This is a genomic window from Dactylosporangium sp. NPDC048998 (assembly GCF_043197855.1).
Lineage (GTDB): Bacteria > Actinomycetota > Actinomycetes > Mycobacteriales > Micromonosporaceae > Dactylosporangium.
In genome coordinates, this window is the sequence record NZ_JBICTV010000019.1 from 91,456 (window position 1) to 114,134 (window position 22,679).

A 22,679-nucleotide genomic window follows, 5' to 3' on the forward strand; every position below is an offset into this window, starting at 1 on the left:
AAGCTAGCCTAGACTGGAACGACCCGATTTCGGGCAAACTCGCATTTCGGATAAATGAGGTGCCGCTTGACTGTCCAGTCCGTCCGCCTGTTCGGCGACCCGGTGCTGCGCACGCCCGCCGACGCGGTCGTCGACTTCGACAAGGAGCTGCGCAAGGTCGTGAGTGACCTGCTCGACACCATGCGCCAGCAGAATGGCACCGGCCTCGCCGCGCCCCAGATCGGGGTCGGGCTCCGGGTGTTCACGTTCGACGTCGACGACGTCGTCGGGCATCTGGTCAACCCCGTGCTCGAGTTTCCCGACGAGGAGGAGCAGGACGGGCCCGAGGGCTGCCTGTCGATCCCCGGGGTGTACGTCGACACCAAGCGGCGGCAGAACGTCATCGCCAAGGGCTTCAACCAGCACGGTGACCCGATCCAGATCGTCGGCACGGGGCTGATGGCCCGCTGCGCGCAGCACGAGACCGACCACCTCGACGGCGTGCTGTTCGTCGACCGGCTCGACGCCGAGCGGCGCAAGCAGGCGATGAAGGAGATCCGGGCGGCGGAGTGGTACACCCCCGACGCGCCCCCGGTCGTCAAGACCAGCCCGCACGGGCTGTTCGGCATCCGATGAGGCTGGTCTTCGCGGGCACGCCGGCCGTGGCCCTGCCCGCCCTCGACGCCATCGCCGCCTCGCAGCACGAGCTCGTGGCGGTCGTCACCCGGCCCGACGCGCCCGCCGGCCGCGGCCGCCAGCTGGTGCCGTCCCCGGTCAGCGCCTGGGCGACCGAGCGCGGCATCCGGGTCCTGACCCCGGCCAAGCCCCGCGACCCGGAGTTCCTCGAGCAGCTGCGGGACCTGCGGCCCGATTGCGCACCCGTGGTCGCATACGGCGCCCTGGTACCGCGGGCGGCCCTCGACATCCCCCGCCACGGCTGGGTCAACCTGCACTTCTCGCTGCTGCCGGCCTGGCGCGGCGCCGCGCCCGTGCAGCACTCGGTCCTGCACGGTGACGAGATCACCGGGGCGAGCCTCTTCCTGCTGGAGGAGGGCCTGGACACCGGGCCGGTGTTCGGCACGCTCACCGAGTCGATCGGGCCGCGCGACACGTCCGGCGACCTCCTCGAGCGCCTGTCGCGCTCGGGCGCCGAACTGCTGGTCCGGGTGCTCGACGGGATCGCGGCGGGCGCGCTCGCCGCGGTACCGCAGCCGCTTGAAGGCGTGTCGACGGCCCCGAAGCTGACCGTCGAGGACGCGGCGGTGCGCTGGACCGAGCCCGCGTTCGCGGTCGACCGGCGGATCCGGGCGTGCACCCCGGCGCCGGGCGCGTGGACGACGTTCCGGGGCGAGCGGCTCAAGCTCGGCCCCGTCACACCGCTGACCGCGGCGACCGTCATCGCCGGGTCGCCCGCGCCGGCGCCGGGCGTGCTCGCCGTCGAGCGCAACCGCGTGCTGATCGGCACCGGCACCGTGCCCGTCGTGCTCGGCACGGTCACCGCCCCCGGCAAGAAGGCGATGCCCGCCGACGCGTGGGCGCGCGGCGCGCGGGTCGAGTCCGGGGAGCGCGTGTCTTGATGAAGCCCGTGCCCCGGCGCGGACCCGGGCAGCGGCCCGACGGCGGGCGCGACGACCGGCTCGCCCGCCCGCCGCGCGGTCGCCGGCCGGCCATCGACCCGGCGCGGGAGGCCGCGTACGAGGCCGTCGCCGCCGTGCACCGCGACGACGCGTACGCCAACCTGGTCCTGCCCCGGCTGCTGCGCGAGAACGGCGTGGGCGGGCGGGACGCGGCGTTCGCGACGGAGCTGACGTACGGCACGCTGCGCCAGACCGGCACCCTCGACGCGATCGTCGCCGCGGCGGCCGACCGCCCGATGGAGCGCATCGACCCGCCGGTCCGCGACGCGCTGCGCATCGGCGCATACCAGCTGCTGCACATGCGCGTCGGCGCCCACGCCGCAGTCGCGACCACGGTCGACCTGGTCCGCTCGCTCGTGCCCGGCGCCGCCGGTTTCGCCAACGCCGTCCTGCGCCGCGTCGGCGAGGCGGGCCGCGACGCGTGGCTCGAGCGGCTCGCTCCTGCCGACCCGGTCGCCCGGGCCGCGCTCGTCCACGCGCACCCGCAGTGGATCGTCAACGCGTTCGTCGACGCGCTGGGCTCGCTCGACGAGGCCGAGCTGGCGCTCGATGCCGACAATCTTCCGCCGCCGGTACACCTGTGTGCCCGCCCCGGCCGCATCGCCCCCGCCGACCTGGCGGCCTCGCTGCCCGGCGCCGCCGTGGGCCGGTACTCGCCGTACGCGGTCGTCCTCGCGGGCGGCGGCGACCCGGCCTCGATCCCGGCGATCCGCGAGGGCCTCGCCCACGTCCAGGACGAGGGCAGCCAGCTGGTCGCGTCGGTCCTCGCCGGCGCCCCCGTCAGCGGCGCCGACGAGCGCTGGCTCGACCTGTGCGCGGGCCCCGGCGGCAAGGCGGGCCTGCTCGGCGCGCTCGCCGCCGAGCGAGGCGCCCACGTCACCGCCGTCGAGGTCGCCCACCACCGGGCCGCGCTCGTCGCGCAGGCCACGAGGGGCCTGCCGGTCTACACCATCAACGCGGACGGCCGCGACGTCGGCAAGGACCCGGACCTGCCCGCCGGCGCCTTCGACCGGGTCCTCGTCGACGCGCCGTGCACGGGCCTGGGCGCGCTGCGGCGCCGCCCGGAGGCGCGGTGGCGGCGCCAGCCGTCCGACCTGCCGCCGCTGACCCGCCTGCAGCGGGAGCTGCTGCAGGCTGCCTTCCAGGCGGTACGGCCGGGAGGCGTCGTCGCCTACGTGACGTGCTCGCCGCATCAGGCCGAGACGGAGGTCTCGGTCACGGAGGCGGCCCGGCGCTCCTCGATCGACGTGGACCTCGTCGACGCGCGCCCGTATCTGCCGCCGTCCCTCCCGGAGCCCGGCACCGGCCCGACGGTGCAGCTGTGGCCGCACCGCCACGGCACGGACGCGATGTTCGTGGCCCTGCTGCGCCGAAGCGCCTAGCGTGCGTCCGAGGTGTGCGTGCGCGGGTCTCGCTGGTGCGGAGGTGCCGGCGGCAGCGCGTCGGGGATGAGCGCCGCGACGGCGGCACGGCTGCCGCAGCGGGCCGCGACGAGCCGGTCCCGCTCGGCGATCCAGGCCGCGCCGAGCGCCTCGCGGGTCGCCGGGTCCAGCTGCAGCCGGGCGTCGTTGAGCAGCGTTCGCTCCTCCTCGTCGACGTGGTGGGCGAGCGAGTTCGCCAGCTTGCCCAGCGCCCGGTCGAAGCCGGTGGACAGCACGTCCTCCACGTCGAGCAGGGCCAGCAGCTTGCGGTGCCCGTCGACGTGCTCGTCCGCCCCGTGCTCGACGTGCGCGCCGCCGCCGGCGAGTTCGCGGAGCTTCGGGTAGACCTCGGACTCCTCGGCGCGGGCGTGCCCGACGAGCAGGTCCGCGAGCTCCGCCCGCCCGGCGACCCGCCGCTGCCGGACCGCCGCGGCATCGACGTCGCGCGCCCGCAGCACCCGCAACAGATGCTCGAACCGCACGTGATCGCCAACGATCGCCTCGACGACATCCATGGTGACCATTCTCGCAGCTTGGAGGCCGATTCGCCGGACATCGACCGAAGCTGTCAACGCATCGCCCGCGATCCCTCGTCCGTGGACGGCTCCAGCCATCCGGCGGCGGGACCCGGCGTGGGTGAGGGGCGGGCTCGATAGCATCACGCTGTGTCGGACAACGTGATCGCGCCTTCGATTCTTGCTGCGGACTTCGCTCGGCTCGCCTCTGCGGCGCGGGCCGTCGAGGGGGCCGCGGACTGGTTGCACGTGGATGTCATGGACTACCATTTTGTCCCGAATCTCACGATCGGGCTGCCCGTGGTGCAGAGTCTGCGGAAGGCGACCACGTTGCCGTTCGACTGTCATCTCATGATCGCGGACCCGGCTCGGTGGGCGCCCGACTACGCGGAGGCGGGGGCGTACAACGTCACCTTTCACGCCGAGGCCGCGACCGATCCGGTGGCGATCGCCAAGGATCTGCGGGCCGCGGGGAGCCGGGCGGGGCTGGCGATCGACCGGGACACGCCCGTCGACGGATACCTCGAGCTGCTGCCCCACTTCGACCTGCTGCTCATCATGACGATCAAGGCGGGGTTCGGGGGGCAGGCGTTCCTGCCCGAGATGCTCGACAAGGTGCGTACCGCCCGGCGGCATATCGACGCCGGGCATCTCGAGCTGCGCATTGAAGTCGACGGCGGAGTGGCCGAAGATACCATCGCGGCGTGTGCCGAGGCGGGGGCGGACACGTTCGTGGCCGGGACCGCCGTGTACGGGGCGGAGGACCCTGCCGCGGCCGTGCGCAAGCTGCGGGCCATCGCCTCGAACGGCTAGGCCCTGGACAAGCCTGGACAAGCGAGGCGGAGCAGCCCAGGCTAAACCTGACCAAATGGGATAGAACCAGACAGCAAGGCCGCGGAAAGCGGTGGAAGAGCACGAAACGAACAGACGGGACGGCAGTGGGCGAACGCGACGTCATTCTCGTGGTCGACGACGACGTCGACATCGCCCGGTTCATCGAGGTCAATCTCAACCTCGAAGGGTTCGACGTGCTGCTCGCGCACGACGGGGCCACGGCGCTGTCGCTGATCCAGGAGTACAAGCCGGCGCTGGTGGTCGTCGACTGGATGATGCCGCAGCTCGACGGGCTCGAGCTCACCCGCCGGCTGCGCGCCGACCCGATGACCGCGTCGATGCCGGTGATCCTGCTGACGGCGCGCGGGCAGACCGCGGACAAGGTGATCGGGCTGCAGGCGGGGGCGGACGACTACCTGGTCAAGCCGTTCGACACGCTGGAGCTGGTGGCGCGGGTGCGCTCCACGCTGCGGCGCAACCAGGAGAACCGCGAGGTCTCGCCGCTGACGGGGCTGCCGGGCAACTCCCGGATCCTGCGCGAGATCACGGACCGGGCGCGGGCCGGCACCGACTTCGCGGTGTCGCACGTCGACATCGACCGGTTCAAGCCGGTCAACGACGTCTACGGGTTCGCGCGCGGCGACGAGTTCATCATCTCGCTCGCCCGGGCGCTGCACCGGGCCGTGGTCGAGGTCGGGCTGCCGCCGGCGTTCCTGGGGCACATCGGCGGGGACGACTTCCTGATCGTGTGCGCGCCCGAGCAGCTCAAGGAGCTCACGACGAAGGCGATCCTGGAGTTCCAGGCCGCCGCCGACGCGCTGTACGACCAGGTCGACGCCGAGCGTGGGTACATCGAGGTGGTCTCGCGCGCCGGCGAGGTGCAGCAGGCCAACCTGGTGACGCTGTCGATCGGGGTGGCCATCGGCACGCCCGAGAGCGGCAGGTTCACCGACCCGCGCGAGATCATCGCCATCGCCACCGAGATGAAGAAGGTGGCCAAGAAGCACAACGGCAACTACGTGGCGGTCGACCGGCGCAGCGCCGTCGAGTTGTGACGCATATCCCCGGGCATGACCCGGTAAGGACCGCGAGTTCTGTGTAAGACTCAGGTCAAGTACCCACCACGCGCTGGCGGGGCTCGGTGAAATTCCGAACCGGCGGTAACCGGCCCACTACGGGCCGGGAGCCCGCGACCCGGTCGAAGCCATCGGCCGGTGGACCTGGTGTGAGTCCAGGGCCGACGGTCACAGTCCGGATGGGAGTTCAGCGCGCGGGATCCGGTGTCGCCCGAGTCGGGCGGGCCGGTGGGCTGCTGCGCGCTTCCCGGCGCCTCTTGGCCGGGATCCGTCGGCGTCCCCCCGCGTGTGATCACGGACCACGCGGGAGAGGGCCATGGCAGACGACGAGACGTTCATGCGACGCGCCATCGAGCTGGCGCGCCTGAGCCTCGGCGAGACCAGCCCCAACCCCAACGTCGGCTGCGTCATCGTGGCCCCCGGCGGCCGCATCGTCGGCGAGGGGCGCACCGCGCCGGCCGGCGGGCCGCACGCCGAGGTCGGGGCGTTGCGGCAGGCCGGCGAGCTGGCCCGCGGCGCCACCGCCTACGTCACGCTGGAGCCCTGCGACCACACCGGCCGCACCGGCCCCTGCTCGCGCGCCCTGGTCGCGGCGGGGGTGGCGCGCGTCGTGGCCGGCGTCCGCGACCCCAACCCGGTCGCCGCGGGCGGCGCCGAGACGTTGCGGTCCGCCGGGGTCGTCGTGGACATGGGTTCGGTACTGCACGAGCTCGCCCACGACGCCATGGAGGGCTGGCTCACCGCCGTTTCCCGCGGCACCCCTTACGTCATCTGGAAGTTCGCGGCCACACTCGACGGGCGCTCCGCCGCCGCGGACGGCACGAGCAAGTGGATCACGTCGCCGGACGCGCGGGCCGACGTGCACCGGCTGCGGGCCGGCGTCGACGCGATCATCGCCGGGATCGGCACCGTGCTGGCCGACGATCCGCAGCTCACCGTGCGTTCGCCGGCGGGCGTGCTCGCGGCCCGCCAGCCGCTGCGCGTGGTCGTCGGAGGCACCCGAGGTACCGAACCCGGCTTGCAGGTTTTTGATCCTTCGGCGCCGACGTGGGTCGTGGCGCCGGGGGAGGACGGGCGCGCCGACCTGCCGGCCATGCTCCGCGAGTTGTACGCGCGCGGGGTCCGCGTCGCGCTGCTGGAGGGCGGCCCGACGCTCGCGGGCGCGTTCCTGGCCGCGGGGCTGGTCGACCGGGTCGTCGCGTACCTCGCGCCCAAGCTCCTCGGCGCCGGCCCCGCGGCGCTGGGCTTCGCGGGAATTTCCAGCATCGCCGAGGCATTGACGCTCGACGTTGTCGACCTTGCCAGGATCGGGCCCGACGTGCGCCTGACGGCAACAGTGAAAGGTGCGTGAGCAGTGTTCACCGGCATCATCGAAGAGCTCGGCACGGTCGTCGGGATCGATGAGCTGGGCGACTCCGCCCGGCTCGCGATCCGCGGTACGACCGTCGCCTCCGACGCCGCCCACGGCGACTCGATATCCGTCAACGGGGTCTGCCTGACCGTGGTCGACAACGCCGACGGCGTCTTCACCGCCGACGTGATGGGCGAGACGCTCAAGCGCTCGACCCTCGGCGCGCTGCGGGCCGGGGCGGCCGTCAACCTCGAGCGCGCCGCGACCGTCGCCACCCGCCTCGGCGGGCACATCGTGCAGGGCCACGTGGACGGGGTCGGCTCGGTCCTGTCCCGCGAGGCCGGCGACCAGTGGGAGACGGTCACGTTCTCGCTGCCCGAGGGGCTGAGCCGGTATGTGGTGGAGAAGGGCTCCATCACCGTCGACGGGATCTCGCTCACCGTCACCGCCGTCACGGACGACACGTTCTCGGTCGGGCTGATCCCGACGACGCTCAAACTCACCACGCTCGGCGCCAAGGGCGTCGGCGAGCGGGTCAACCTGGAGGTCGACATCATGGCGAAGTACGTGGAGAAGCTGCTCGGGAAGGCGCGGCTGTCATGAGCGCCCCGGAGCGAAGCGGAGGCGGCGTTGCGAACGCGCCGGTCACTGGCCTCGACCCGATCGAGCGGGCCGTCAAGGAGATCGCCGCCGGCCGTGCCGTGATCGTCGTCGACGACGAGGACCGCGAGAACGAGGGCGACCTGATCTTCGCGGCCGAGTTCGCCACCCCCGAGCTGGTCGCGTTCATGGTGCGCTACACCTCCGGGTACATCTGCGTGCCGATCACCGAGGCCGAGGCCGACCGCCTGGATCTCCCGCCGATGTACCGCACGAACCAGGATCGCCGCGGCACCGCGTACACGGTGACCGTCGACGCGCGCTTCGGCGGCACCACCGGGATCTCCGCCGCCGACCGCGCCCGCACCATCAACCTGCTCGCCTCGGCCGACACCCAGCCGCACGACCTCACCCGCCCCGGGCACATCGTGCCGCTGCGCGCCAAGGACGGCGGTGTGCTGCGCCGGGCCGGCCACACCGAGGCGGCCGTCGACCTGGCCACCATGGCCGGCCTGCGCCCGGCCGGCGTGCTGTGCGAGATGGTCAACGACGACGGCACCATGATGCGCCTGCCGGACCTGCGGAAGTTCGCCGCCGAGCACGACCTGGCGCTGATCAGCATCGCCGACCTCATCGCGTACCGCCGGCACACCGAGAAGCAGGTCGAGCGCGTGGCCGAGACCCGGCTGCCGACCGAGCACGGGGTGTTCCGCGCGGTCGGGTACACCCAGCAGTTCGGCAACGGCGAGCACATCGCCCTCGTCTACGGCGACCTCGGCGACGGCGAGGACGTGCTCGTGCGGGTGCACTCCGAGTGCCTCACCGGCGACGTGTTCAGCTCGGTGCGCTGCGACTGCGGCCCCCAGCTGGAGGCGTCCATGAAGATGGTCGCGGCGGAAGGCCGCGGCGTGGTCCTCTACATGCGGGGGCACGAGGGCCGGGGGATCGGCCTGATCCACAAGCTGCAGGCGTACCAGCTGCAGGACCTCGGCCGCGACACCGTGGACGCCAACCTCGACCTCGGCCTGCCCGCCGACGCCCGCGACTACGGCACCGGCGCGCAGATCCTCGTCGACCTCGGCATCAAAACGATGCGGCTTCTCACGAACAACCCGGCAAAGCGGGCAGGTCTGGAGGGGTACGGTCTGTCCGTGCTGGGTCGCGTGCCCCTGCCGACCCGGCCGCACCCGGAGAACGTGCGTTACCTGCGCACCAAGCGGGACCGGATGGGGCACCTGCTGGACGAGCTCGACGAGGTCGCGGAGGGACTTGCGTAATGGCTGGTAGTGGGGCACCCGTCCTGCAACGGGTGGACGGCACGGGGCTGACCCTGGGGATCGTCGCCACCCGGTGGCACGGCGAGCTGGTCGACCACATGCTGAGCCGGGCGATCGCGGCCGGCGAGGCGTCCAACGTCGACCACATCACGGTCGCCCGGGTCGACGGGGCGGTCGAGCTGCCGGTCCTGGCGCAGGCGCTGGCGCACCGCTTCGACGCGGTGGTCGCCCTGGGCGTGGTGGTCCGGGGGGACACGGCCCACTTCGAGTACGTCTGCCAGTCCGTGACCGACGGCCTCACCCGCGTCGCCCTGGACGAGTCGACGCCGGTGGCGCACGGCGTGCTGACGGTGGACAACTACGACCAGGCCCGGGCGCGGGCCGGGTTCGAGGAGTCCGCGGAGGACAAGGGCTACGCGGCGGCCCTGGCCGCGCTGGATGCGGCGGTCGCGCTGCGCCTGGTCGCGAAGTCCTGAACGCCGTCGGTGCGCCATGATCGCGAAGTGTCGCTTCGTGATCATGGCGAACCCGGCTCGGAGCCCTGGACGGCGCGCCGGCTGGAAACAGCCTCAGATCTCGAGGGCCGTAGCCAGGTCGTCGCGGAAGGTGCGCTCCGCCTGGGTCACCTGCTCGCCGCCCAGGCCCAGCACGCCGCCGGTCCGGGCGGCGCCGACGACCTGGTCGGCCACGGTGACGACCCAGTAGCGGTACGACTCGGCGTCGGCCGGCCCGGCCTTCGCGGCGAGGAGCTCGTGCGCGGCGCGGGCGCGGGAGATCACGTCGGCCAGGCCGGCGTCGCGGTCCGGAAACTCGATGATCGGCGGCTCGTCGCCGTCGGTGACGTCGCCCTGGCGCGAGACCACCTCGGCCGCGACGGACTTCACCAGGGGGCTGGACGAGCCGCGGCCGTCCGCGATGGCGGTCATGCCGGCCGTCCACTCCTCGCGGGTGCGCCGGCTGCCGTCGGGCTCGGCCTGGGACGCCGCGATCAAGACGGACTGCGGGAGGCCGACGAGCAGGCCCCACTCTTCGTCGGTGTACTTCGGCTCCGTATCCACGATCGACAGGGTAACCATGTGATCCGACCGGTAAACCGATGGGCGCACCCGCGCGTCGTCCGTGTGTGATGGCCGACGCCGCGGCAGCGGCATGGGACGGTGGGCCGGTGCAGGTGGCGACCCCCAGGGAGCCCGCGCGCGACGACGACGTGCGCGGATGGAGCGCGGACGACGCGATCGCCGCGCTGTTCTCCGCGCACTACCGCGGGCTGGTCCGGCTCGCGGTACTGCTGCTGCACGACGACCTGGTGGCCGAGGACGTGGTGCAGGACGCGTACGTGGCCCTGCACCACCGCTGGCGGCGGTTGCGCGACGCGGACAAGGCGCTCGCCTACCTGCGCACCAGCGTGCTCAACGGCGCCCGGTCGGCGTTACGCCGGCGCGGGGTGGCCGAGCGGCACCTCGCCCGCGGAACGACGGAGCCGCAGGAGGTGGCGAGCGCGGAGACCGGCGCGCTGAGCCTGCTGCGGCACCGGGAGGTCCTGGACGCGGTACGCCGCCTGCCCGCCCGCCAGCGGGAGGCGATCGTCCTGCGGTACTACGCGGAGCTTTCCGAGGCCGAGATCGCCGACGCCATGGGGGTCAGCCGCGGCGCGGTCAAGAGCCACGCGGCGCGCGGAATGGCCGCGCTGCGGCAGAGTCTGGAGCAGGCGCTATGAGGCCACAGGAAAGCGGGCCCGAGCAGCGGCTCCGGGAGGCGCTGCTCGCCCGGGCCGACGAGGTCGAGGCGTCGCCGGACGCGCTGGCGCGGATCCGGATGCGCACCGCCCGCGCCCGCCGCCGCGGCGCGTGGGCGATGATCGGCGCGGTGGCGGCGGTCGCGACGGCGATCGCGGCCGGCGCGGTGTTCGTCGCCGGCACCCGGGCCACCCAGCCACCGCCGCCAAGTGCCAGTAGGCCCGAAAAATCGGACATCGTCGCACCGCCGAGCGTCACGCCGAGCGCCAAGACGGTCAGTCTTCCGGTGTACTTCGCCCGAAACGGCCGCCTGTACCGCGAGTTCCGGCCCGTCACGCTCGCCGAGGACAGCGACCGCGCCCGCGTCCTCGCCGCCGTCGACATGTCCCTGCGCGGCGAGTCGGCCGACCCGGACTACCGCACCCTGTGGCCCGCCGGCGTCACCGTGCACGGCGTGACCCTGGCCGGCGGCCAGGTGACGGTCGACCTCGGCGACGTCGGGCCTGGACCGGTGACGAGCCCGGTGACGAGCCCGGTCAACGGCACCGCGGACCTCGCGGTGCAGCAACTCGTGTACACGGTGGCCGCAGTCTCGACGTACACGTCGATGAAGCGGAGCGACGGCGTTCGCCTCCTCGTCGACGGCGCGCCCGTGGCCCGGCTGTGGGGGATCGCCGACACCGGCGGGGTGCTGCGCCAGGCGCCCATGGCCGACGTCCAGGCGCCGGTCTGGGTCATCGAGCCGGAGCAGGGCGCGGTCGTCGGCAAGTCGTTCACGGTGTACCTGGCCGGGATCGTGCCCGAGGGGACCGTCAACCTGCGCATCCGCGGGACGGGCGGGCAGCTGGTCGCCGAGCGGGTGGTGCGACTGAGCGCGGGCGCGCCGGCGCTGGGGGAGGCGCGTGTGCCGCTGACGCTCGCCTCCGGGCGGTACACCGTGGAGGCCTACTTCGTCTCGCTGAGGGACGGCAGCATCCAGTGGGTCGACGACCATGACTTCTCGGTCGGGTGAGGCGCGACACGCCTGTCGGTAACCGGATTCCGTTTCCGGCCCGGGGCCTGCGAGAATTCGAGCCCGTGAAGACCTTCGACGAGCTGTTCGCCGAGCTGAGCGCCAAGGCGGCGGCGGGCACCCCCGGATCCGGCACCGTGGCGGCGCTGGAGAAGGGCGTGCATTTCATCGGCAAGAAGGTCGTCGAGGAGGCCGCCGAGAGCTGGATGGCGGCCGAGCACGAGGGCCCGCAGCGCACCGCGGAGGAGCTCTCGCAGCTGCTGTACCAGGTGCAGTGCCTGATGCTGGCGACTGGGCTGTCGCTGGAAGACGTCTACCGACATCTGTAGTTCGGTCCCGTCCTTCCCGAAAACCCCGCCACCCGTCTGGAGACAACCGAATGCTTCGCATCGCCGTGCCCAACAAGGGCACCCTCGCCCTGCCCGCCGCCCAGATGCTCCAGGAGGCCGGCTACCGCCAGCGCTCCGACCCCAAGGACCTGCTCTGCCGGGACGAGCCCAACGGCGTCGAGTTCTTCTACCTGCGCCCGCGCGACATCGCCACGTACGTCGGCTCCGGCGACCTCGACCTCGGCATCACCGGCCGCGACCTGCTCATCGACGCGGGTAGCCCGGCCGTCGAGGTGCTCGACCTCAACTTCGGCAAGGCCACCTTCCGGTTCGCCGCCGTGCCCGGCTCGCTGAAGGGCTCGAGCCCCGCCGACCTCGAGGGGCTGCGCGTGGCCACCGCCTACCCGGGCGTCATGGAGCGCTACTTCGCCGAGCACGGCGTGGCCGCCGAGGTCATCCGGCTCGACGGCGCCGTGGAGAACGCGATCCGCCTCGGCGTCGCCGACGTCATCGCCGACGTGGTCGAGACGGGCAAGACCCTGCGGCAGGCCGGGCTCGACACGATCGGCGAGCCGATCCTCAAGTCCTCGGCGGTCCTCATCCGCCGGGCCGGCGAGGAGCTTCCCTCGGGTGTACCGCAGCTGCTGCGCCGCCTGCAGGGCGTCCTCGTCGCCCGGCAGTACGTCATGCTCGCCTACGACGTGAAGGCCGACTCGCTCGACGCCGCGGTCGCGCTGACCCCCGGCATCGAGTCGCCGACCATCTCCCCGCTGCACCGCGAGGGCTGGGTGGCGGTCCAGGCGATGGTGCCGCAGGCCGACGTGCACCGGATCATGGACGAGCTCTACGAGGTGGGCGCCCGCGCCATCCTGGTGACCGGAATCCACGCCTGCCGGCTGTAGTGGCAGACTGGGGCCGTGAGCACGCCTTCCCCGGTCACCGCGCGGCCCCAACGGGCCCGGATCATCGCCTACGTCCTCGCGTTCGTCGTCGTCGTGGTCTTCACGCTGATCGCGTTCGGGCTGCACGGCAAGACGGGTGACGGGCCCGGATACTTCCAGCGCGGCGACCAGGCGGCGATGATCGGCCTGGGCCTGTGCGCCGCGGCCGGCATCCTGCTGATGACCCGGCCGCGGGTCGAGGCCGACGAGCGCGGGGTGCGGGTGCGCAACATCATCGGCACCTACGACCTGCCCTGGGACGTGGTGCGGGCGGTCACCTTCGGCCGCGGCGCCCCGTGGCTCACCCTCGACCTGCACGACGACGAGCGGGTCGCGGTCATGGCGGTGCAGATGGCCGACAAGGACTACGCCGTGCGGGCCGCCCGCGAGCTGCGGGCCCTGCACACCGCGAGCCGGACACCGGCCGTGGTAGAGTAGTCGGCGTCGACCGCATCCCGTCCCAAAACGGGGTGTCCGAAAGCGGGACCGTCGAGGTCCCCACCCGTGCGGCTTGTAGGCGGCCGGGTCCGGTCCGACCGGTCCGCTTCGTGTGGACGGGTCGAACGGCCCTCGCCTGCGCACGCGCGGCGGGGGTTTTTGGCGTTGCCGTCGGCGCCGACCCGAAAGGGCCGGAAATGCCGGACACGCGGGATGCGTTGACCATATGAGTTGAAACACCTATTGAGGAGGCCACATCAGCGTCGAGCCACGCGTCAACGAGCAGATCCGGGCACGTGAAGTCCGGCTGGTCGGTCCGGAGGGTGAGCAGGTGGGCATCGTCCCGCTTGAGCGCGCACTCCAGCTGGCCGCCGACGTGGACTTGGACCTGGTCGAAGTTGCGCCCATGGCACGCCCGCCCGTCTGCAAGCTCATGGACTTCGGCAAGTTCAAGTACGAGAGCGCGCTCAAGGCCCGGGAAGCCCGGCGTAACCAGCAGCAGACCGTCATCAAGGAGATGAAGCTCCGCCCGAAGATCGATCCGCACGACTACGAGACCAAGAAGGGTCACGTGGTGCGGTTCCTGAAGGCGGGCGACAAGGTCAAGGTAACGATCATGTTCCGTGGCCGCGAGCAGAGCCGCCCGGAGCTTGGTTTCCGGCTGCTGCGCAAGCTCTCGGAGGAGATCTCGGAGCTGGGCTTCGTCGAGGCCGCGCCCAAGCAGGACGGCCGCAACATGATCATGGTCTTGGCACCTCACCGCAACGTGAAGGCCGCGGCGACCCAGAGCCGCGAGGCGAAGGCGGACGGCGGCGCGAGCCCGGAGGGCGAAGCAGTCGCCGGGCTGCCCGAGGTCGTCACCGCCGACCAGGCGTAACAACGCCGGGGCGGCACCGCCGACCAGGCACTACGTCATATCAACCACCGCGTCGTGCGGGCGGGCCCCGCACAACGCGGAGTTCCCGGCTGCGCGCCGGAACGCCATGGCACCCTGACGCCACGTCGACGGCAGGGTGCCGGCGCACCCGATGAATGAAGGGCAACACAAGCATGCCGAAGTTCAAACCGCACTCCGGGATGAAGAAGCGCGTGAAGATCACCGGTCGCGGCAAGATCCTCAGCGAGCCGGCGGGCAAGCGGCACCGCCTCGAGGTCAAGTCCAGCCGTGAGACTCGGCGCCTGAGCGGCAACGTCGAGCTCGCCAAGTCGGAGACCCGCAAGGTCAACAAGCTCCTCGGCCGATAACCAGCGGCGCTCTCCCCCCGACCTTCCTTGACTTTTCGACCGGCCTTCCATCGGGCACGACCCCGGGCCGGTCTCGCATGAGGAGTAACGAACCGTGGCACGCGTGAAGCGGGCAGTGAATGCCCAGAAGAAGCGCCGCACCGTCCTGGAGACCGCCAGCGGCTACCGCGGGCAGCGCTCGCGCCTGTACCGCAAGGCCAAGGAGCAGGTGCTGCACTCGATGCAGTACGCCTACCGCGACCGTCGCGACCGCAAGGGTGACTTCCGCCAGCTGTGGATCACCCGCATCAACGCCGCGGCCCGCGCGAACGGCCTGACCTACAACCGCCTCATCCAGGGCCTGCGTCTCGCCGGCGTCGAGGTGGACCGGAAGATCCTCGCCGAGCTCGCGGTCAGCGACGAGAAGGCGTTCAGCGGCCTGGTTCAGGTGGCGAAGTCGGCCGTTGCCGCAGCCTGATCCGCACGCACAGCAGTCGCGACCCGGGGTGTTCACCGTTCGGACGCCCCGGGTCGTCGCCGCCCGGCGCCTGCATCGCCGCCGGGACCGCGACGAGACCGGCCGCTTCCTGGCCGAGGGCCCGCAGGCCGTCCGGGAGGCGCTCAGGACCGGCGCCGTCGCCGAGGTCTTCGCCACCGCCGACGCGGTGGACCGCTACCCGGAGCTGACCGCCGGCGCCTCCCTCGTCGACGACGGCGCCATGCAGGCGCTCGCCGAAACCGTGCAGCCGCAGGGCCTGGTTGCCGTCTGCCAGCAGCGCGACGTCCCGCTCGCCGCCGCCCTCGAGCGCGGCCCGCGCCTGGTCGCCGTCTGCGTCGACATTCGCGACCCCGGCAACGCCGGCACCGTCCTGCGCACCGCCGACGCGGCCGGCGCCACCGCCGTCGTCTTCGCCGGCGACTCCGTCGACCCGTACAACGGCAAGGCCGTGCGCTCCTCCGCCGGCAGCCTGTTCCACGTCGACGTGGTCCGCGCCCGCGACGCCGCGGCCACCGTCGCCGCGCTGCGTGAGGCCGGCATCCAGGTGCTCGCCGCCGACGGCTACGGCGACACCGACCTGTTCGACCTCGCCACCCTCGACCGGCCGTCCGCCTGGCTGTTCGGCTCCGAGGCGCACGGCCTGCCGAAGGAGCTCGAGGCCGACCGGCGGGTGCGGGTGCCGCTCTACGGCGGCGCCGAGAGCCTCAACCTGGCGGCAGCCGCGGCCGTCTGCCTGTACACTTCGGCGAAAGCCCTGAGGAGGAAGCCGTGAACCTGTTTATCCAGCCCGCCGGTGACGGTGGGCTGATGGATGGGCGACTGGGACCTCACCCCTCCTGACACCTTCCCACGACCGGCGGGCGGACCTCACTACACTGTCCGAGGCCAATCTCCCGTGGGAAGAGTCCGATGACGTACCGCACTGATCCGTACGATCCGAAGCAGGCCGCGCTGCTCGACCAGAGCGCGCTCGACGACGCGGTCGCCGCGGCCGACAAGGCGTTCGCCGGCGCCGGCGACCTCGACGGGCTCGCCGCGCTGAAGCACCAGCACCTCGGCGACCGCGCCCCGGTGTCCCTGGCCCGCCGCGAGATCGGCTCGCTGCCCCCGGCCGCCAAGGCCGACGCCGGCAAGCGCGTCAACCTCGCCCGCGTCGCGATCCAAGGCGCCTACGACGCCCGCCTGGCGGTGCTCACCGCCGAGCGCGAGGAGCGGGTGCTCGTGGAGGAGGCGGTGGATGTCACCCTCCCGACCGGTCGCCGGCCGGTGGGCGCCCAGCACCCGCTGACCAAGATCATGGAGCGGGTCGGCGACCTGTTCGTGAGCATGGGCTACGAGGTCGCCGAGGGGCCCGAGGTCGAGTGGGAGTGGTACAACTTCGACGCCCTCAACATGCACCCCGACCACCCGGCGCGCTCGATGATGGACACGTTCTTCGTCGCCGCCGGGGGCGCCGGTGCGCCGGCCCGGGACGAGGACTCGCGCGTCGTGCTGCGCACCCACACCTCGCCGGTGCAGGCGCGCACGATGACGACCCGCAAGCCGCCGATCTACATCATCTGCCCCGGCCGGGTGTATCGCACCGACGAGCTCGACGCGACCCACACCCCGGTCTTCCACCAGGTCGAGGGCCTGGTGGTGGACAAGGGCATCACGATGGGCCACCTCAAGGGCACGCTGGACAACTTCGTCAAGGGCATGTTCGGCCCGCAGGCGCGGACCCGGCTCCGGCCGTCGTACTTCCCGTTCGTCGAGCCGGGCGCCGAGATCGACCTGTGGTTCCCGCAGCACCGCGACGGCCCGCGCTGGGTCGAGTGGGGCGGCTGCGGCATGGTGAACCCGCGGGTGCTGCGCGCGTGCGGGATCGACCCGGATGAGTATTCCGGCTTCGCGTTCGGCATGGGCATCGAGCGGGCGCTGATGTTCCGCAACGAGGCGGCCGACATGCGCGACATGGTGGAGGGCGACGTGCGGTACGCGCGGGCGTTCGGATGGGAGGCCTGAGGTGCGCGTTTCGCTTTCCTGGCTGCGCGAGCACGTCGACCTGCCGGCCGGCCTCGACGCCGACGGGCTGGAGAAGGCCCTGGTCAAGGTCGGCCTGGAGGTCGAGGAGCTGCTCGACGCGGGTGCCGCCGTGTCCGGGCCGCTCGTCGTCGGGCGGGTCGAGTCGATCGAGGAGCTGCAGGGGCTGAAGAAGCCCATCCGGTACTGCCTCGTCGACGTCGGCGGCGACCAGCCCCAGGGCATCATCTGCGGCGCCCGCAACTTCGCCGAGGGCGACCTGGTCGTGGTGGCGCTGCCCGGCGCCGTGCTGCCCGGCGACTTCACGATCTCGGCCCGCAAGACCTACGGGCACGTCTCCAACGGCATGATCTGCTCCGGCCGCGAGCTCGGGGTGAGCGACGACCACGAGGGCATCATCGTGCTGCCCCCGGAGACGGCGAAGCCCGGCGACGAGGCCCGCCCGCTGGTCGGGCTCGACGACGTCGTGGTCGAGGTCAACGTCACCCCGGACCGCGGGTACTGCTTCTCGGTCCGCGGCATCGCCCGCGAGCTGTCGCACTCCCTCGGCGGCGCCTACCGCGACCCGGTCGCGGCGGTCGTCCGCCTGGAGGGCGACGGCGGTGAGGCGTACCCGATCGAGGTCCTCGACAGCGTCGCCTGCGACCGGTTCACCGCCGTCGCCGTGCGCGGCGTCGACCCGGCCGCGCCCACCCCACAGTGGATCCGGCAGCGGCTGGCCACGGCCGGCATCCGCGCGATCTCGCTGCCGGTCGACATCACCAACTACGTGATGATCGAGATGGGCCAGCCGATGCACGCCTGGGACCTCGGGCAGCTCACCGGCCCGCTCGTGGTGCGCCGCGCCCAGGCCGGCGAGAAGCTGACCACGCTGGACGGCGTCACCCGGGCGCTCGACCCCGAGGACATCGTCATCGCCGACGGCACCGGCGTGGTCTCGCTCGCCGCGGTCATGGGCGGCACCACCACCGAGGTGTCCCCGGCGACGGTCGACGTGCTGTTCGAGGCCGCGCACTGGGACCCGCGCTCGGTGGCCCGCACGATCCGCCGGCACAAGCTGCCCAGCGAGGCCGGCAAGCGTTACGAGCGCGGCGTCGACCCGCAGATCACCGCGGCGGCCTGCGCGCGGGCGGCGGCGCTGCTGGCGCAGCACGGCGGCGGCACGGTGTCCACCGGCGTCTCCGGCGTCTCCGACGTCTCCGCGGTGGTGCCTCCGGCGCCGATCACGATGTCGGTGGCGCGGCCGTCGCAGCTGGCCGGGGTCGACTATGCCCCGGAGCGGGTGCTGGAGATCCTCGCCATGATCGGCGCGCAGGTCGTCGCGGACGGTGAAACGCTCACCGTCACCCCGCCGAGCTGGCGGCACGACCTCAACGACCCGGCCGATCTCGCCGAGGAGGTGCTGCGCCTCGACGGGTACGAGCGGATCCCCAGCGTGCTGCCGATCGCGCCGCCCGGCGGGGGCCTCACCGCGACCCAGCGCCGCCGGCGCACCGTCGGGCGGGCGCTCGCCGACGCCGGCTACGTCGAGACGCTGTGCTACCCGTTCGTGGGCACGCACACGCTCGACGCGATGCGCATCCCGGCCGGCGACCCCCGCCGCGAGGCGGTGCTGCTGCGCAATCCGCTGTCCGACGAGGAGCCGGCGATGCGCACCACGCTGCTGCCGCCGCTGCTCACCGCCCTTCGCCGCAACCTCGGCCGCGGAATGCGCGACGTGGCGCTGTTCGAGATCGGGCTGGTCTTCCTGCCCGACGGGCCGCTGCGGGTCGCGCCGGCCGCCGGGGTCGACGGGCCGCCGAGCGCCGAGGAGCTCGCCGCGGTCGACGAGCTGCTGCCGCGCCAGCCGTGGCACGTGGCCGCCGTCATCGCCGGCGACGCCGAACCGGCGGGCTGGTGGGGCGGCGGGCGCCCGGCCGACTGGGCCGACGCGGTCGAGGCCGCCCGGACCGTCGCCGCGGCCGCCGGCGTCGAGCTGACGGTCCGCGCCGCGGCGGAGGCGCCGTGGCACCCGGGCCGCTGCGCGGCGCTGCTCGTCGGCGACACCGTCGTCGGGCACGCCGGCGAGCTGCACCCGGCGGTCTGCGCCGACCTGGACCTGCCCCGCCGTACCGTGGCGATGGAGCTGGAGCTGGACGCGCTGCCGATCCCGGGCGTGTCGATCGCGCCGCGGCTGTCGAGCTTCCCGACCGCGCTGATCGACGTCGCGCTCGTGGTCGACGCGGCCACCCCGGCCGGCGAGGTCGAGGCGGCGCTCGCCGAGGGCGCCGGGCCGCTGCTGGAGTCGGTGCGGCTCTTCGACGTGTACTCCGGGGCGCAGCTCGGCGAGGGGCGCAAGTCCTTGGCGTACAAGCTGACGTTCCGGGCGCCGGACCGCACGCTCACCGGCGAGGAGGCGCTCGCCGCCCGCGACGCGGCGGTGGCGGTCGCGACCGAGCGCCTAGGCGCGGTGCTGCGCGGCGCCTGACATCACCACTGTGGAAGCAGTGGCTGCCATGGCATGTCATGGCAGCCACTGCTTCCACACAGCCACTGTGGCCGCCGTCACGTGCATCCGATATCGGACTCTGCGGTTCACGCTCCGTCCGGCCCGGATTCGCCGGAGATGGTACCGTCACGGCGCCGAGCCGAACTTTCCGCGCAGCTCGCGGCGTTTCATGAGGGCCCGGTCCGCGCCAAGCGCCGGTATCGATCACGATCTTGCTGAAGGGGCAGCGCGTGTCAGACGTCAGTGCATCGGCGGGGTTCACCACCGACGTCGTGGTGATCGGTGGTTGCGGCCGGGTGGGGCTCCCGCTCGGCATCGCTCTGGCCTCCCGGGGCCTGCAGGTGACCCTGTACGACATCAACGAGGCCGCCGTCGCCGTGGTCAACAGCGGGCGGCTGCCGTTCGACGAGGAGGGTGCCGCGGAGCCGCTCGCGAGCGCCGTCGCCGAGGGCCGGCTCAAGGCCAGCAACGACCCGGCCACGGTCGCCACGGCCGAGCACCTGGTCGTGATCGTGGGCACCCCGGTCGACGAGCACCTCAACCCGAACATCGCGGCCGTGCCGAAGGCGATCGAGCGCTGCGCGGAATACCTGCGCGACGGCCAGCTCATCGTGCTGCGCAGCACGGTTCACCCGGGGGTGACCGCGCTCACCGAGAAGCTCATCAAGAAGCTCGGTGTGAACGCCGACGTGGCGTTCTGCCCGGAGCGCATCGCCGAGGGCAAGGCGATGACCGAGCTGTTCGAGCTGCCGCAGATCGTCGCCGCCCGCACCCCGGAGGCGACCGAGCGGGCCGAGAAGCTCTTCCGCAACCTGGCCAGCCAGATCGTGATCCTGGAGCCGGAGGAGGCGGAGCTCGCCAAGCTGTTCACCAACACCTGGCGATACATCAAGTTCGCCGCGGCCAACCAGTTCTGGATGATGTCCAACGACTTCGGCCTGGACTTCGAGCGGATCCGCCACGCGATCCGGTTCCAGTACCCGCGCGCGGCCGACATGCCGGGCGCCGGCTTCGCCGCCGGGCCGTGCCTGCTCAAGGACACCATGCAGCTCGCGGCGTTCAACAACAACAACTTCGTCCTCGGCCACAGCGCCATGCTCATCAACGAGGGCCTGCCGCTCTACGTCGTGTCGAAGCTGCAGGAGCGCTTCGACCTGTCGGAGATGACGGTCGGCATCCTCGGCATGGCGTTCAAGGGCGGCAGCGACGACATCCGCGAGTCGCTGGCCTACAAGCTGCGCAAGGTCGTCATGCTGCGGGCCAAAGAGACGCTCTGCACCGACCCCTACGTCAAGGACGACCGTTTCGTGCCGCTCGACGAGGTCCTCACCCGCGCCGATCTGCTCATCATCGCCGCTCCGCACCCGCAGTACCGTGACCTGGAAACCGAAATCCCGGTTGCGGACATGTGGGGCGTGACGAACAAGGGCGTGCGTATATGAGTTTGTCGCCACAGATCTCTGTGGTTATCCCGGTCTACAACGAGGGCGAGGCCCTCGTCCGCTGCCTCGAGCGCATCCTCCGCGAGGTGATGATGCCGGCCGAGATCCTCGTGGTGCACGACATGCCCGAGGACACGAGCGTGCCGTACGCCCTGCAGGTGCAGGCCCGCGACCCGCGGGTCCGCCCGGTGCTCAACACCTACGGCCGCGGCCCGGCCAACGCGATCCGCTTCGGTATCGACGTGGCCCAGGCCCCGGTCGCGGTGGTCACCATGGCCGACGGCTCCGACGACCCGCGCCAGATCGAGGACCTGGCGCGGCTGGTGGACCGGGGTGTCGTCGTCGCCGCCGCGTCGCGGTACATGCCCGGCGGGCAGCAGGTGGGCGGGCCCCGGTTCAAGCGGTTCCTGTCCCGCACCGCCGGCCGCACGCTGCACTGGTTCGCCCGGGTCGGCACCCGGGACGCCACGAACAGCTTCAAGGCGTATTCGACGCAGTTCGTGCGCGAGGTCGGCATCGAGTCGAAGACCGGCTTCGAGATCGGCATCGAACTGACCGCGAAGGCCACCCGGCTGCGGCTGCCCGTGGCGGAGATCCCGACGATCTGGCTCGACCGGCAGCTCGGCGAGTCGCGCTTCGATGTGGGCCGTTTCATGCCGAGTTACCTCAAGTGGTACCGATTCGCGTTCGGCCGCAGACTGACCATGGAACAGTTGGCGAAGCGCCCGGCTTCGTCCGCGGCCCGCGACGACGCGCAGGCCGCCCGCGAGAGATCCTCCGCAACGCAAGGGTAAGCATCTCAAGGCATAAGGGGTATTTGTGGCAAAGGTCCTGGTCACCGGCTCGGCCGGCTTCATCGGTGGATATGTCGTCGAGGAGCTGCTGTCCCGCGGCTACCAGGTCGTCGGCTTGGACAACTACTCGAAGTACGGTCCGGTCACCCGTAGCTACGACTCCCACCCGGACTACCGCTTCGTCGAGGGCGACGCCCGCGACGTCGACCTGGTCTCCGAGCTGCTGGAGGGCTGCGAGCACTTCATCGCCGGCGCGGCGCTCATCGGCGGCATCTCGTACTTCCACGCGTACGCCTACGACCTGCTCGCCACCAACGAGCGGATCATGGCCTCCTCCTGCGACGCCGCGATCAGGGCGCACCAGGCCGGGACGCTGAAGAAGATGACGTACATGTCCTCGTCCATGGTCTTCGAGTCGACGACGCACTGGCCGTCGAAGGAGGGCGACGAGCGCGCCGTCCCGCCGCCGCTGTCGTCCTACGGCTTCCAGAAGCTGGCCGTGGAGTACTTCGCCAAGGCCGCCTGGGACCAGTACAAGCTGCCGTACACGATCGTGCGCCCGTTCAACTGCGTCGGCGTCGGCGAGGGCCGGGCGCTCGGCGAGGTCGAGGTGCTCTCCGGCAACGTCAAGCTGGCCATGTCGCACGTCGTGCCCGATCTGGTGCAGAAGATCATCAAGGGCCAGGACCCGCTGCACATCCTCGGCTCCGGCGATCAGGTGCGCCACTACACGTACGGCGGCGACCTGGCCAAGGGCATCATCGCCGCGATGGAGTCGGAGCGGGCGCTCAACGACGACTTCAACGTCTCCACCGCCGAGTCGACCACGGTCATGGAGCTCGCCGAGGTCATCTGGCGCAAGATCAAGGGTCCGGACGTGCCGCTGCGCGTGGTGTCCGACGACCCGTACGAGTACGACGTGCAGAAGCGCGTGCCGGACTGCACCAAGGCGCGCGAGGTGCTCGGCTTCGAGGCGACCACGTCGCTGGACGAGATGCTCGACGAGGTCATCCCGTGGGTGACCGAGGCGGTCAAGGAAGGCCGTCTGTAGATCCGGCGCTGAG

The 22,679-nt window shown here is 72.1% G+C and carries 25 protein-coding genes and 1 riboswitch; of the genes, 23 read left to right on the top strand and 2 right to left on the bottom strand.

The features are described from left to right. The first annotated feature begins 66 nt into the window (after positions 1 to 66). The 3 genes from def to ACGFI8_RS32265 are packed head-to-tail and all read left to right on the top strand — an operon-like array spanning position 67 to position 2,998. The gene (gene def, locus ACGFI8_RS32255; protein WP_392810578.1) at positions 67 to 615 is read left to right on the top strand and encodes a peptide deformylase; all 549 of its coding nucleotides are present in this window, start codon (positions 67 to 69) and stop codon (positions 613 to 615) included. Then, positions 612 to 1,556 carry a methionyl-tRNA formyltransferase gene (gene fmt / locus ACGFI8_RS32260; RefSeq protein WP_392810579.1) on the top strand — a complete coding sequence of 315 codons (945 nt, stop codon included), beginning with the start codon at positions 612 to 614 and terminating at the stop codon, positions 1,554 to 1,556. The genes def and fmt overlap by 4 nt, the downstream gene beginning before the upstream one ends. Continuing rightward, on the top strand, positions 1,556 to 2,998 hold the full coding sequence (locus ACGFI8_RS32265) for an RsmB/NOP family class I SAM-dependent RNA methyltransferase (protein WP_392810580.1): 1,443 nt from the start codon (positions 1,556 to 1,558) through the stop codon (positions 2,996 to 2,998). Before fmt ends, ACGFI8_RS32265 begins: the two co-directional genes overlap by 1 nt. On the opposite strand, the gene ACGFI8_RS32270 is transcribed toward ACGFI8_RS32265, so the two are convergent. Further along, entirely contained in the window at positions 2,995 to 3,552 is a 558-nt protein-coding gene (locus tag ACGFI8_RS32270; protein ID WP_392810581.1) for a hemerythrin domain-containing protein, read from the bottom strand. The two genes, ACGFI8_RS32265 and ACGFI8_RS32270, sit on opposite strands and share 4 nt — an antisense overlap. Before the next feature lie 150 nt (positions 3,553 to 3,702). On the opposite strand from ACGFI8_RS32270, the gene rpe reads away from it, so the two are divergent. The 6 genes from rpe (at position 3,703) to ribH (ending at position 9,166) form a co-directional block, all read left to right on the top strand. Then, positions 3,703 to 4,365: a ribulose-phosphate 3-epimerase gene (gene rpe, locus ACGFI8_RS32275; RefSeq protein WP_392810582.1), complete on the top strand. Its 663-nt coding sequence runs from the start codon at positions 3,703 to 3,705 to the stop codon at positions 4,363 to 4,365. 125 nt (positions 4,366 to 4,490) lie between these two features. After that, complete coding sequence (locus tag ACGFI8_RS32280) at positions 4,491 to 5,441, top strand: response regulator (protein WP_392810583.1); 951 nt, start codon at positions 4,491 to 4,493, stop codon at positions 5,439 to 5,441. Positions 5,442 to 5,509: 68 nt separating this feature from the next. Further along, positions 5,510 to 5,658, top strand: a riboswitch (FMN riboswitch). Between the two features lie 120 nt (positions 5,659 to 5,778). Further along, positions 5,779 to 6,813: a bifunctional diaminohydroxyphosphoribosylaminopyrimidine deaminase/5-amino-6-(5-phosphoribosylamino)uracil reductase RibD gene (gene ribD, locus ACGFI8_RS32285; RefSeq protein WP_392810584.1), complete on the top strand. Its 1,035-nt coding sequence runs from the start codon at positions 5,779 to 5,781 to the stop codon at positions 6,811 to 6,813. Between the two features lie 3 nt (positions 6,814 to 6,816). After that, the gene (locus ACGFI8_RS32290) at positions 6,817 to 7,416 is read left to right on the top strand and encodes a riboflavin synthase (RefSeq protein ID WP_392810585.1); all 600 of its coding nucleotides are present in this window, start codon (positions 6,817 to 6,819) and stop codon (positions 7,414 to 7,416) included. Then, entirely contained in the window at positions 7,413 to 8,690 is a 1,278-nt protein-coding gene (locus ACGFI8_RS32295; RefSeq protein WP_392810586.1) for a bifunctional 3,4-dihydroxy-2-butanone-4-phosphate synthase/GTP cyclohydrolase II, read from the top strand. The genes ACGFI8_RS32290 and ACGFI8_RS32295 overlap by 4 nt, the downstream gene beginning before the upstream one ends. Continuing rightward, complete coding sequence (ribH, locus tag ACGFI8_RS32300; RefSeq protein WP_392810587.1) at positions 8,690 to 9,166, top strand: 6,7-dimethyl-8-ribityllumazine synthase; 477 nt, start codon at positions 8,690 to 8,692, stop codon at positions 9,164 to 9,166. The genes ACGFI8_RS32295 and ribH overlap by 1 nt, the downstream gene beginning before the upstream one ends. 93 nt (positions 9,167 to 9,259) lie before the next feature. Here ribH and ACGFI8_RS32305 read toward each other — a convergent pair whose 3' ends face one another. Continuing rightward, positions 9,260 to 9,748, bottom strand: a complete 489-nt coding sequence (locus ACGFI8_RS32305; RefSeq protein WP_392810588.1) for a hypothetical protein — start codon at positions 9,746 to 9,748, stop codon at positions 9,260 to 9,262. Positions 9,749 to 9,855: 107 nt separating this feature from the next. Here ACGFI8_RS32305 and ACGFI8_RS32310 point away from each other — a divergent pair, with 107 nt between their 5' ends. From ACGFI8_RS32310 to ACGFI8_RS32375, 14 genes are all read left to right on the top strand, one after another. Continuing rightward, positions 9,856 to 10,407: a SigE family RNA polymerase sigma factor gene (locus ACGFI8_RS32310; RefSeq protein WP_392810589.1), complete on the top strand. Its 552-nt coding sequence runs from the start codon at positions 9,856 to 9,858 to the stop codon at positions 10,405 to 10,407. Next, positions 10,404 to 11,438 (top strand): GerMN domain-containing protein, encoded by a 1,035-nt coding sequence (locus ACGFI8_RS32315; RefSeq protein ID WP_392810590.1) that lies wholly within the window; start codon positions 10,404 to 10,406, stop codon positions 11,436 to 11,438. Before ACGFI8_RS32310 ends, ACGFI8_RS32315 begins: the two co-directional genes overlap by 4 nt. Positions 11,439 to 11,503: 65 nt before the next feature. Continuing rightward, on the top strand, positions 11,504 to 11,767 hold the full coding sequence (locus ACGFI8_RS32320) for a phosphoribosyl-ATP diphosphatase (protein ID WP_344620409.1): 264 nt from the start codon (positions 11,504 to 11,506) through the stop codon (positions 11,765 to 11,767). A gap of 50 nt (positions 11,768 to 11,817) precedes the next feature. Then, on the top strand, positions 11,818 to 12,669 hold the full coding sequence (hisG, locus tag ACGFI8_RS32325; RefSeq protein ID WP_392810591.1) for an ATP phosphoribosyltransferase: 852 nt from the start codon (positions 11,818 to 11,820) through the stop codon (positions 12,667 to 12,669). Between the two features lie 15 nt (positions 12,670 to 12,684). Continuing rightward, on the top strand, positions 12,685 to 13,146 hold the full coding sequence (locus tag ACGFI8_RS32330) for a PH domain-containing protein (protein ID WP_392810592.1): 462 nt from the start codon (positions 12,685 to 12,687) through the stop codon (positions 13,144 to 13,146). Between the two features lie 256 nt (positions 13,147 to 13,402). Then, positions 13,403 to 14,023 (top strand): translation initiation factor IF-3, encoded by a 621-nt coding sequence (infC, locus tag ACGFI8_RS32335; protein ID WP_392810650.1) that lies wholly within the window; start codon positions 13,403 to 13,405, stop codon positions 14,021 to 14,023. Between the two features lie 173 nt (positions 14,024 to 14,196). Then, positions 14,197 to 14,391 carry a 50S ribosomal protein L35 gene (rpmI, locus tag ACGFI8_RS32340; protein ID WP_392810593.1) on the top strand — a complete coding sequence of 65 codons (195 nt, stop codon included), beginning with the start codon at positions 14,197 to 14,199 and terminating at the stop codon, positions 14,389 to 14,391. Between the two features lie 94 nt (positions 14,392 to 14,485). Beyond that, entirely contained in the window at positions 14,486 to 14,848 is a 363-nt protein-coding gene (rplT, locus tag ACGFI8_RS32345) for a 50S ribosomal protein L20 (RefSeq protein WP_392810594.1), read from the top strand. Then, the gene (locus ACGFI8_RS32350) at positions 14,835 to 15,641 is read left to right on the top strand and encodes a TrmH family RNA methyltransferase (RefSeq protein WP_392810595.1); all 807 of its coding nucleotides are present in this window, start codon (positions 14,835 to 14,837) and stop codon (positions 15,639 to 15,641) included. Before rplT ends, ACGFI8_RS32350 begins: the two co-directional genes overlap by 14 nt. A 137-nt stretch (positions 15,642 to 15,778) precedes the next feature. Next, a complete protein-coding gene (gene pheS / locus ACGFI8_RS32355) occupies positions 15,779 to 16,873 on the top strand; it encodes a phenylalanine--tRNA ligase subunit alpha (RefSeq protein ID WP_392810596.1) in 1,095 nt (364 codons plus the stop codon). A 1-nt stretch (position 16,874) separates the two neighbouring features. Beyond that, positions 16,875 to 19,358: a phenylalanine--tRNA ligase subunit beta gene (gene pheT, locus ACGFI8_RS32360; RefSeq protein ID WP_392810597.1), complete on the top strand. Its 2,484-nt coding sequence runs from the start codon at positions 16,875 to 16,877 to the stop codon at positions 19,356 to 19,358. Between the two features lie 251 nt (positions 19,359 to 19,609). Then, positions 19,610 to 20,821: a nucleotide sugar dehydrogenase gene (locus ACGFI8_RS32365; RefSeq protein ID WP_392810598.1), complete on the top strand. Its 1,212-nt coding sequence runs from the start codon at positions 19,610 to 19,612 to the stop codon at positions 20,819 to 20,821. After that, complete coding sequence (locus ACGFI8_RS32370) at positions 20,818 to 21,615, top strand: glycosyltransferase family 2 protein (protein ID WP_392810599.1); 798 nt, start codon at positions 20,818 to 20,820, stop codon at positions 21,613 to 21,615. The genes ACGFI8_RS32365 and ACGFI8_RS32370 overlap by 4 nt, the downstream gene beginning before the upstream one ends. Positions 21,616 to 21,640: 25 nt before the next feature. Next, entirely contained in the window at positions 21,641 to 22,666 is a 1,026-nt protein-coding gene (locus ACGFI8_RS32375) for an NAD-dependent epimerase/dehydratase family protein (RefSeq protein ID WP_392810600.1), read from the top strand. Positions 22,667 to 22,679: the final 13 nt, after the last annotated feature.